Origin of the sequence: Congregibacter sp., from assembly GCF_045107095.1 — a bacterium.
In the GTDB taxonomy this organism is placed as follows: Bacteria; Pseudomonadota; Gammaproteobacteria; order Pseudomonadales; family Halieaceae; genus Congregibacter.
On the sequence record NZ_JBGCFU010000134.1, the window covers coordinates 1 to 11080 of the forward strand.

Genomic DNA, 11080 nt, shown 5'->3' on the forward strand with positions numbered 1-11080 from the left:
CCTCAGCATTGCCCTGATAATCATCGAGAATTCCGAGATTTGCATAGGCGCCGCGGAGGCTGGAGTTGTCCAGGCTGTTTAGTGACTCCTCTGGAACGGTCTCTCGCAGCTGCATCGACGCTGCAAGCTTCCCCTCCAGCCCCGCCAGCAGAGTCGACTGCGTTAGGGCCTTCTCTGCTTCGTCCCTGACATTCCTGATGTAACGCTCGCCGATGCGGCGCGCCCCGTCCTTATCGCCTATATCCATGCTGTAAAGGATGGCGTTAGTGACACCCGGTCGATACAAGGGGTCGATGTCTGTGAGAGCCTGAAGTTGCGCGGCAACATCCCGTAATCGCCCGTCGTTCCCCAGCGCCAGCGCCAGCCAGTTTCTAGCATCCAGAGAGTTGGGGTTCAGCTCGATAGCCCGGCGGAGGCTGGTGATCGCAAAATCAGGGCGGCCAGAGTCGGTGTTAATCAGGCCTTGCACAGCGTAGGCGTCAGACAGTTCCGTATCCAGTTCCAGCGCTTTCTCTACATCCTTTTGTGCGCGCAAGAGCGTCTCTCCGCCCGGTAGCGTGCCATAGGACCCCGGCCGATCTGAAAGTAGCGTAAGTACTTTGGCACGGGAGGCATAAGCCGGTGCGTAAGCGGGATCAATCTCAATGGCCTTGTTCAGGAGATCGAGAGCTCTTTCCATATTTTTAGGATCGCGCGTAAAAATCAGGTCCCGGGCTTCCAGGAACAAGCCGTAAGCCGTGACGTCGGTGCGCTGCACCGGAGCGAGTTGCGGCGCTTCCTCGACGCTCAGCTGTGCCTTCATGGCGATCAAAATCTCCGCGGCGATATCATCTTGCACCGCAAAAATATCGTTCAGGTCGCCATCGTAGGTCTCGGACCAAAGATGGAATCCATCACTGACTTGAATCAACTGGGCAGTCACGCGGACCTTATCACCTTGAGAGCGTACCGAGCCCTCCAGAATATGGGCGACGTCCAGCACTCGACCAATCTCTCGAAGATCTTCATTGCGACCTTTAAAGGCGAAAGACGAGGTTCGGCCCGCCACCTTCATACCGTTAACCTTGGCGAGGACGTTTAACAGCTCTTCAGAAATGCCGTCGGCAAAGTATTCCTGGTCGCCCCCTGGGGAGAGATCGGCAAAGGGCAACACCGCGATGGAGGCTTCGGCTACCGCGTCGTTGGCGATACCCGGTAAGCGATCCGAATTGCGCAGCCCGGGCACAATCATCGCGCCGGCAAAAAGTACCAGCGCCAGCACCAGTACGATATCCAGCTTACTGCCGGTCTTTGCGGCGATGCTTTCGTCGGCATCTACTGCCGAAGTGCGTTTGATGCCATCGGCGGTGAGTTCAAACGCCCAGGCAAAGATCAGTGCAATAGGAAAGCCGATCGCGAGCAGCGATACCACCAGTCCATCAAACCATTCGGGTAAGCCGACGGCCTCCTCTAGAGAAGCGCTGACTTGAACAAGCAGCCAACCGACCACGGCATAAACCCCCGCAACGCGGAAGACATTTCGCCGTTTTAGCTCGCCTAGCAGACTCAAGGTTTTAGCCCATAAATAATGCAGGTGTGAAAGATAGCGCAAGCAGCGACGCGGTACTACTTTATCTACCCGCCTGCCCGAGCTTTAGATGCTGCTCCGAACCTTCCTACTTAGCTGTTGCCGCTAAGTCGGACTGTAGGAGTTGCGCGATTGCCCGCATACCAAACTTGCCCGCTCTGTGCTCAGCGCGCGGGTTGTAGTTGGTGTTTGTATTGATGTCGTAGGTATAGCGCTTTCCGTCCGCCGAGATGATGTTCTCGATGCCGGCGACATGGATATCGTTTGCGATGAGCATGCGGCGATAGTCTTCGATGATCGGGTCATCAAAATCTTCTATGATTTCGAACTTGGCAGCAGAAGTCGCCGGGCAAACAGTCGCGTCTTCATCCTGGCATTCGTCTGCAGGGCATAGAAGGAAGCCGTCTGAGGTATCTACGCGCACGGCGTACACAAACTCCTGGCCCACAAACTCACAGCGGGTGATAAATGGCTCGGGCGCTGCGATGTATTGCTGTATGAGTGTGATGCCATCGATGGGTACCTCAAAGGAGTCGCTGGCGACGTACTGCTCAAGTTCATCGACCGACTGGAACAGCCGCACACCCAAGCCCTTACCCGCGCGATTGTGTTTGGTAATGAAGGGGGCGCCCATTTCCGCGGCGGCTTTACTAAGGCCTGACTTACCAACTACGGCAATGGTTCGTGGTGTAAGAATTCCCTGGGCCTCCAGCGCTGCATATTGAGCGACTTTGCTCACTTCCAACTGCAGTGCGCGACCAGGGTTAAGCACGCGTCGCCCGTGACACTCCAGCCAGGCAATAACTGCTGCTGCGTATTCTGGTGCGTAGCGATGATCTCGCGTATGAGAAGAGGCGCTCATGCGATTATAGAAAATCCCCGGCGGTGGGGCCTTTGACAAGTCCAAACTGCCCTCGTCAAGAAACCATTCTTCATGGGGTACGCCGAGGGTTTCAAGGGCTTCCAGTAGTGGCGCGCTCCACTCGCGATTTTCGTGGATGATATGGGCTTTGTGCATAGCGCTGCCTTGTACTCGGGGTTACCGGTTGATGGAGTGATATTTGAGTGAGGGTCTACGGGGTTGAGCTAGAATCAGATTGCTCATGGAGCAGGGCCAGAAGAGCACGAAAGTCGCTTAATACCTGTAGCTGTATGTCGTAGTTCTCGCGAGGTTCGCCGCCCTGGGTGTACAGAACGGGCATCATCCCCGCGCGCTGAGCAGCCTGTATGTCGTAGTGAAAGTCACCGATATAGGCGCAGTGCTTTGGATCTATGTTCCACTCTGCAGCCACCATAAGGAGAGCTTCTGGGTCAGGCTTTGGGGCTGCATCTTCTCGCGCCTTCAGGGGGATGTCCGGCATATCGAGTCGCTGCATGGTGATCTGCGCCGCATGGCGACTATTGCGGGTCACTATGGCTATCGGTGTGCCCTGTTGGTGTAGAGCATGCAGCGCTTCTTCTGCAGTCGGCATCCATTCGGCCGCTTCGGCGCCCGCCAGTTCATGCCGATGTATCACTGCCATGGCCTCGTGACGCGCAGATTCTGACGAGAGCGTCTCGACGTACTCTAAAAGCCCCAGACTCTCTGGCGCCCCCAGCTCGGCGCGCATCGCAGTAAAGTCGAGGCGGGAATTCACTAGCGTCCCGTCCAGGTCAAATATTATGGCGCGAAGCAAAGCACTCAATCGTCAGCACCCATGATTTGCGCTGCCTGGTCCGCCCAGTTCTCAAGCGGCTGTGCGTCGTATTGATAGATGCGTAACCAATCGTAGCGGCTGCGCATGGGGTATTCATTACGACCCTTGTTTCCCCCGAATATATCCTCAATGTCATCGTTTGGAATCCAGAAGTTGATCATGACATCTGCCGGCGTATCGGGTATCGGTGTAGGTAGTTGTTGTGGCGGAATACAGCTTGGATCGCAGTCGATGTCGGCGGCAGACAAGGTCTTGATCAACTTGCCGTCGACAAACCACTTTATGCTGTTGGGGAGCCACTCGATGGCAAATACGCGCCAGGTATCTACGGGGCCCACATCAATTTTGTGTTCCCAGGCTCCAAAGCGGCGGGTCTCACTCCAGGCCTCGGCGTCAAGGCCATAAATCAGATTTGCCTGAAAGGCATCGGGACGGCCTCCTTCCAGTTCAATATCGATTTCCTCCCACTCTCTATCGAATTGCCTGTTGCCTTCGTTAACGTAAGTGAAAAGCGATGAAATGTACCCGGAGGCGCTTTGCCTGTCTGGCGCTCGCATTCGAGTCTCTACGCGGCCATAAAGGATTCGCTTTCCGGGCCGGGTGCGCACTTCACCACAGACGTAGTCATAGGGATCCTTGAGTTTTTGATGATCCTCTGACCAACCGCCCGGCACATGTTGCTTATCAACAATCAGTTCCAGATTTCCGCCGTTGATACGAGTGCCTTGATCCTGAAAACGACACATCGCCTCTTTGCCAACGGCACCATCGCCCGAGTACCACACCGCGTTGTTAAAGGAGTCGAAACGATCATCCAGTACTAACGAAAACCCCTTATAAATACCTGTGTAACCGGGATAAGCCTGGGGTAGATCTGCCAAAGTCGGCGCTGCAATAGCGAGCAGCAGAAGAGCCGGGGCAATCTGCATCTGACGTAAACTCCATGGGTAAAATTGAAATACTGTTGTAATCTCTAATAACCAACACGCATATTATAACTGGCATGGCTCGCTCTCTGGCCTACACTACAGCCTCTGCAATTGGCGATTAACCATAAGGATAAATAGCATGTATTCAGTGACCGAGTTTCTCAAGTCCAATGCCCGAGCTACGCCTACTGCCCCTGCGACCAGGCATCTGGGTCGGAATCACAACTGGGCTGAGATGCAGGCTCGTGTTGCTCGGCTGGCATCGGCTATTCGCGCTATGGACATCTCTCCGGGCGATCGCGTCGCGATCCTGGCCCTGAACAGCGACCGTTATCTGGAGTTTTACTTTGCGGTTTGGTGGGCCGGCGCGGCGGTAGTCCCCATGAACACGCGCTGGTCGGCGGCGGAGAACGCTTATGCAGTGGGAGATGCCGGGGCAAAAGTTTTGTTTATTGATGATGCTTTTGCACCCATGCTGGAAGAAATGACCGCAGAGCTTTCGCTAACGCACATCGTGTTTACCGGTGAAGGTGAGAAGCCTGAGGGTACACTGGATTATGAGAGCCTGATTGCCGCGAATGAGCCCTGTGAGGACGCACAGCGAGGTGGAGAGGATCTTGCGGGTCTTTACTACACCGGTGGTACGACGGGATTTCCAAAAGGCGTGATGTTGTCTCAGCAGGCACTATGGTTTAACAACCTTAGCGTGAGTAGTGGTTCCGAGTATCAGATGGGCGATGTCTATCTCCATGCTGGCCCTATGTTTCATCTTGCTGACGGTGCTTTTTCCGGTGCTGCCTGCACTTTCGGATTGTGCCACACGTTCCTACCTAGCTTTGATCCGTCCAAGGTGATGGATTTACTGGAGAGCGAAAAGGTCACCCACACACTTATGGTGCCAACCATGTTGGGCATGCTCGTAAACCATCCAGACTTTCAGCCCTCGCGCCTTAGCGCGTTGCGCGCGGTGGGCTACGGTGCATCGCCTATGCCCGAAGGGCTTATGCACACATTGCTGGAACGCTTACCGACTGTTAACTGGATGCAGGGTTACGGGCAAACGGAAATGGCGCCCATCATTACCGTGCTCCCAGCCGAGAACCACACGCTTGAGGGACCCAATGCAGGCAAGATGCGCTCTGCAGGTCGCGCGGGACCTGGCGTTGAGGTTCGAATTTGTGACGAAGATGGTAATGACCTACCCAACGGCGAAGTGGGCGAGATCGTCGCGCGATCTCCCGGATCAATGATGGGTTACTGGAATCGTCCTGAGCAAACCGAAGAAACATTAAAGGATGGTTGGGTTCGTACCGGTGATGGCGCCTATCGCGATGATGACGGTTTTATCTTTATCGTGGACCGTCTCAAGGACATGATCGTTACCGGTGGCGAAAATGTGTTCTCCGCCGAGGTTGAGAATGCCGTGTCGACACACCCCGCCGTGGCGGCAGTGTCGATTATCGGTATACCGGACGAGCGTTGGGGCGAGGCGGTGCATGCGATTGTGATTCTGCAAGAGGGCCACAGCGTGACCGTTGAAGAATTGATCGAACATACCAAGACCATCGCGAACTATAAGCGGCCGCGCAGCGTGAGCTTCCGAGAGGAGCCGTTCCCTCTTTCCGGTGCCGGGAAAATACTCAAGACCGAGCTTCGTAAGCCCTTTTGGGACAATCAGGATCGTGGTGTTAGCTAACTAGTTAGTCAAGGCAGCGTTCTTTAGGGATCGGATTTCGTAGACAGCGTCTGACTCTTCTATGTTGTGGAGGTTGATAATATATTGGCCTCTGAAGCTTCCGATAGTCATGGCGCTGGTGTCGAATTCCACGCCTAACCTCAGAAAGTAACTCTGCCCTGCCTCAAGCTTCAGGGAGTACATACGATCTTTGGGTTCCCAGCGAGCGTCTTTCGTGAGCCCCGTAGCGACAAACTCGCGGGAGCCAGGGGCTAGCTCCACCGCAAGGTATTGTTTGTTCTTCAGCATTCCGACACTTTCGCCGTCAACAAGTATTTCCGGGTAGCTGGTGACCAGGGGTTTCTTGCCTGGATTACTACCCCCGGGCCGGTAAACGTAGACCATCGCGTTATCCGGTTCTGCTAAGGGCGTCGGTTCGAAGTAGCTACTGTTGGCGCAACCGACGATCAAAGCGGCGGCCACAAATGTGCCTGCGAAGCGGAGGAGTCTTTTGATCACGATAAGCACGCTCTTCTGTCGTCTGTTGGAGGGTCTCTGTCTGGAACCGTCGCCACTGCTTGAGATGAAGACGTTATCGCCTTAAGCGGTTGCTTACTAGTTCTTAGCGTTTTTATGCAATCATTGGGCACTGAGGTCTATTGTCTGTAGCTTTACTGGAAACACAGGTCATGAGGTTTTTGAGCGGCAACACTTTGCAGATTGTACTTTTGCTAGTCCTCCTAAACTCCGCCACGGCAACTGCGGAGCAGACGGATGTGCACAGCGGAGTCTGGCGAGTGGTTAACTATTGGTCAGAGTGGTGCTCGCCCTGTCGCAAAGAAATCCCCATGCTTAATGCACTGAGTAAGGAGCTGGATCCCGATAGAGTCCGCGTTGTTGGCGTCAACTTTGACGACGCCGCGCGTCAAGAAACGCTCAAAACAGCGAAAGCCTTGGGCATCGAGTTTCCTACTCTTAGCAAGTCGGATGTAACCGCGCTGGGGTTGCGGGGACCGGATGTTATGCCGACCACCTATATTGTTACTCCCAATAATGAGGTGGTAGCAAAGCTGGTCGGTCTGCAATCTCGAGATCAAATCCTGAAAGAGCTGTCCCGATTGGGCCTGGCTCCAGAGGCACCCCTGGTGATCAAACTGGAGTCTCCAGCTCCCATCAATAGTCATTTGCCCCGTTTGACCAGCGACGGCGGTGACTTGTATCTGTCATGGGTGACTGATCTCAACGCGAAGAGCCGGTTGTCTTATGCAAAGCTAGGGGAAGGGATAAAAGAAAGCTCTAAAGGAGAAGGGATCGAAGAGGGTTGGAGCCCACCCCAAACGATTAGCGAGGGCGACAACTGGTTCGTTAACTGGGCGGACTTTCCTGCGCTCTCGGTATCTGGGGAGGGCATGGTCGCTCACTGGCTACAACGCAGTGGGGCCGACACTTATGACTACGATATTGCAGCGAGTGTCTATGATGCCGAGCAACAGCAATGGAGTCCGGGACAGCTCGTAAACACCGACGGCATCAAGGCAGAGCATGGGTTCGTTTCTATGACGCCGGCTGGTGATCAAGGCACGCTCATTACTTGGTTGGATGGCAGGAATACCAGACGTCAGCCGACTCCCGGAGCCATGACGCTTCGTTCCGCGGTGTTTGACTATCAGGGCAATAACCTTGAGGAGTGGGAGCTGGACGAAACGGTCTGCGATTGCTGTCAAACCAGTTCCGCGATGACACCGAAGGGCCCGGTTGTTGTCTATCGCAATCGTACAAGCGATGAAATTCGAGACATTTTTATTGTGCGAATGGTGGATGGCGTCTGGTCCCAACCCCAAGCCGTGCATGACGATGGCTGGCAGGTAAACGGATGCCCTGTGAATGGTCCTGCGGTCGCGGCTCGGAGCGGCAGTCTAGTCGTGGCTTGGTTTTCCGCCAAGAGCAATGAGCCAAAGGTACAGTTGGCTCTGTCTGCAAATAGTGGCGAAACGTTTTCTGCGCCTATTCTCGTTGCAGCGTCCAACACCAACGGACGCGTGGACACAACTATTCTTGAAAACGGCGAGATACTGGTGAGTTGGATGGATGATACCGATAGCAATGCCAAGATTATGCTCTCAAGGTATAGCAGTAACGGCGCTTTCCTGGACGTCACCGAGGTTGGCATCACAAGCTCCTCACGACGAAGTGGCTTTCCGGTGATGGAGAGTGTCGGCGATGTTGCCTATCTAACCTGGACGGATGTTACTGACAAGCTACAGGTGAGAGTGGCCAAGGTTGTTTACTGACTTAGGAAGCTTTCTAGCTAAATGTCGGAGAACTGACGGATCCAGGGTTGGAGGCGAGTAAGGTTTTTTCTGGCGGCCTCCGCTTGCTCGCGTGTTTTGTAAACGCCGTACACCACGAGATACTGGCTTTTGTCGATCTTCCGTCTTTGTCGAACCACGGCGTCCACTCCCAGTGACTGTTGCTTAACAAAAGCGCGTGCCGCTTCAATGGTGCTGAAGACGCCCAACTGCAAAGTGAAGCTCTGTGGCGTCACTACACTGCTTTGAGTGGAGACGTTTGAGGTTCTTTGCTTGTTCTGATTACTTTTTCCGCGACTTGCGATAGCAGGGCCACTTAGATCGCCGCCCAGGCAGGTTGAGACGGCGAGTTCATTGCCCGCGGCCACCTGCTGGTATTTTGTCCAGAAGGCTGTATCTACTTTTTTACCGTAGGTGGACGCTTTGCTACTTCGATAGCGGGCCACTTTGCTGGGGCCGCCGTTGTATGTGGAGTAGCTCGATCGTGCGAGGTTAGACACGCCACCGTTTTGCTTGTGCTCGCCTTTTCGTATCGCATATTTCATCAAGTAGTCGATAAGTACCTCGGCGCCGGCATCGCTGTTGTAAGCAATGTCCCAACGGAGCCGCTGCTGATCGTAGAAACCACGCCAGACCCGCTCATTGATCTGCATGAGTCCAACGTCCCCCGTGCCTGAACGCAGAGGCACTAATTTTTGATCCTTACTCACTGTGTAGTGGCGCCAGCAGCTTTCCTGCCAGGCGGTCGTAAAAACGAGCCGTCGGAAGAGTTCTTGGTAGGCGCTATCGAGTTTTCGGCTGGCGATAGCGTTGTCAATAGACTCGTCAAGCAGTACGGCAACCAAGGGGAGGTATTCGGCGAGGTCCTGCCGCTTTGGTGCCCAGCTGTTTAAACGGTCATCAGCCGCTGCAAAAGCTTTAGGAAAAAACGAAAGATCCCAGTGCCAGTCGAAGCTTATGTCTGTGGATTCAAAGCTATCTTCGAAAAGCTGACGAAGCTCGGGGTCCAGAGCCTCGGAGTAATTGAGTAAGTCGTCTCCCGCACTACCATTGATCATGCGCGCGAGGCGCCGCAGTCCGCTCGCGGAAATGTCGAGTCCCACGCTAGGCCCCAGTTGATCAAGCGCATCCAGTGCATCCGTGGCCGCAATCACGCTAATCAACAGGAGATGTTCCTGTCCGGGCTGATCCAAACCTATACGTTGAAGTATGGGGGCGAGCGATTGCCAGCTTTGAAGGAACCAGTCGCGAACGAGATCCTGCTCTTCATCGGTACTCGGCTCCACACTGAGTGCGTCCCGCAGGCGGTATCGACTCTCGATAAGAACTTCTAATAATGCGTCGCGTAGCTGCTGCAGCTGCGTAGCCGCTGCGTAGTGCTTCACGGTGAGAACCAGTAGCGAATCCATTAGCTGCCAGCGCTCTTCCCAGCGCGCCAGCTCATCGTCGCTGAGCGCCCGCTCTGGCTCGAGGGCGGTGCTCAAAGGGTCTACCTCAAAGGTAATTTCAGCGCTCAGCGCTTGCTCGTTAGCGCGGAGTTCGCCAACGCGCAGTGTGGAGAGCAGAGACTCGATCTGGTCTTTGGAATGCTCGGGTAGTACATCGGGCAGAAACTCTTCGATGGACTGTATTTGTGGCTTTAGGTCTACGGTGAACCGCTCAAAGATCCCCCGTACGCTAGACTCCGCTAGAGCCTGTATCTGAGGATTGTTTACAGTCTGGCCCGCGGGATTCATGAGCCAGACGCGCTCCGGTGAAAATCCGAGTGCGGTGCCATCACTTCGCGCCTCGGGGGTCCCACTGATGCCAATCTTGCCTTTCCATGTGAGCATCGTTGCGCAGTTTCCAGTGCTACCGAAGCCGATGCGCGCATTTACATCGGCCAGCAGATCTATTTTTGAGTTACTGGGACTGACACCGGGATCGCTGAGGACCACTTGACTGCAACTACTGGGGTCTTCCAATACGTCGCGACTTTGCTCGGGACCTGTGAACAGCTGCGTGACCAGAAGCCGTTCAAGCAGCGGGTAGTCAATCTGAAGGGGAACGGCCACCAGCAGACTCGAAGGCGGCTCGGTGTCTCCGCCAAGCGATGCGTCGGCGGCTGCGCTGGCATCGGCATTAGCCCAATGACTGAGTAGCCCCGCCGACAGTAGCAGCGCGATTGGCGCCCAGTACGATGGGCTACGACGAGGCGGATGTTCAGTGGCAGTCGTCATGGTTTTAGCTATGGTTGGGGTCATTAATGAAGCGTAGCTCTGTTTACGTGGTGCAGCATTCTATGACGTAAAAGTGCATTTAAAGGTTTAATCCAGCTTGGTATCCAAGTTTATTAAGGTTCTGAGTAAAACGTTGGCACCGTTAGTGATTTGCTCCGGGCTTGTGTATTCCTTCGGCGAGTGACTCACTCCGTCTCGGCTGGGTACAAATATCATACCTATGGGGCAGATTGCCCCGAGGCTTTGGGCGTCGTGTCCTGCTCCACTGGGCATTCGTTGATGGCTTAGGCCCAAGGAGTCACTGCTGGACTCTATGGCTTGACGCAGTAGTTCGTTAGTCGGTGCGGCAAGGGACTCGTAGAACTGTTCGAAGAGAATGCGTGTTCCCGTGTCGCCTGCCAAGCTCTGGCTCGCCGCTTGAATCCGGTCAAACAAGGTGCCGACCTTTTCCATGCTCAGGTCTCGAATCTCTAAACTCATTACTGCTTCACCCGGTACCACGTTGGGGGCGCCAGGAAACGCCTTGATGCGTCCAACCGTGGCAACCTGAGTGCCGGCGACGTCGGTGATCACTTCTCTTACCAGAATCATGAACTGCGCCGCTGCATAAAGGGCGTCGGAGCGTTGGTCCATGGGCGTGGTACCCGCATGATTTGCGGTGCCTTGAACGGTGACGTTCCAGCG

At 54.8% G+C, this 11080-nt stretch carries 9 protein-coding genes; 2 read left to right on the top strand and 7 right to left on the bottom strand.

Annotated features, from left to right (window positions below):
- The 4 genes from AB8B76_RS15695 to AB8B76_RS15710 form a co-directional block, all read right to left on the bottom strand.
- Positions 1 to 1549 (bottom strand): adenylyl cyclase (locus AB8B76_RS15695; protein WP_405273825.1); only part of this gene is annotated, 1549 nt, incomplete at its 3' end.
- Between the two features lie 106 nt (positions 1550 to 1655).
- Positions 1656 to 2585, bottom strand: coding sequence for a RimK family alpha-L-glutamate ligase (locus tag AB8B76_RS15700; RefSeq protein WP_405273826.1), 930 nt, complete (start codon positions 2583 to 2585; stop codon positions 1656 to 1658).
- 55 nt (positions 2586 to 2640) lie between these two features.
- Positions 2641 to 3252, bottom strand: a complete 612-nt coding sequence (locus tag AB8B76_RS15705) for an HAD family hydrolase (RefSeq protein WP_405273827.1) — start codon at positions 3250 to 3252, stop codon at positions 2641 to 2643.
- Positions 3249 to 4193 carry a family 16 glycosylhydrolase gene (locus tag AB8B76_RS15710; protein ID WP_405273828.1) on the bottom strand — a complete coding sequence of 315 codons (945 nt, stop codon included), beginning with the start codon at positions 4191 to 4193 and terminating at the stop codon, positions 3249 to 3251. The genes AB8B76_RS15705 and AB8B76_RS15710 overlap by 4 nt, the downstream gene beginning before the upstream one ends.
- A 139-nt stretch (positions 4194 to 4332) precedes the next feature.
- On the opposite strand from AB8B76_RS15710, the gene AB8B76_RS15715 reads away from it, so the two are divergent.
- Positions 4333 to 5889: a long-chain-fatty-acid--CoA ligase gene (locus AB8B76_RS15715; protein WP_405273829.1), complete on the top strand. Its 1557-nt coding sequence runs from the start codon at positions 4333 to 4335 to the stop codon at positions 5887 to 5889.
- Here AB8B76_RS15715 and AB8B76_RS15720 read toward each other — a convergent pair whose 3' ends face one another.
- Complete coding sequence (locus AB8B76_RS15720) at positions 5890 to 6387, bottom strand: DUF2846 domain-containing protein (protein WP_405273830.1); 498 nt, start codon at positions 6385 to 6387, stop codon at positions 5890 to 5892. It lies immediately after the preceding gene.
- Positions 6388 to 6557: 170 nt separating this feature from the next.
- On the opposite strand from AB8B76_RS15720, the gene AB8B76_RS15725 reads away from it, so the two are divergent.
- A complete protein-coding gene (locus AB8B76_RS15725; RefSeq protein ID WP_405273831.1) occupies positions 6558 to 8159 on the top strand; it encodes a TlpA family protein disulfide reductase in 1602 nt (533 codons plus the stop codon).
- Between the two features lie 17 nt (positions 8160 to 8176).
- Here the strand turns inward: AB8B76_RS15725 and AB8B76_RS15730 are convergent, their stop codons facing one another.
- Together AB8B76_RS15730 and AB8B76_RS15735 are read right to left on the bottom strand one after the other, a co-directional pair.
- Entirely contained in the window at positions 8177 to 10396 is a 2220-nt protein-coding gene (locus tag AB8B76_RS15730; protein ID WP_405273832.1) for an SPOR domain-containing protein, read from the bottom strand.
- An 87-nt stretch (positions 10397 to 10483) separates the two neighbouring features.
- The coding region (locus tag AB8B76_RS15735; RefSeq protein WP_405273833.1) for a M20/M25/M40 family metallo-hydrolase at positions 10484 to 11080 on the bottom strand (597 nt) is incomplete at its 5' end.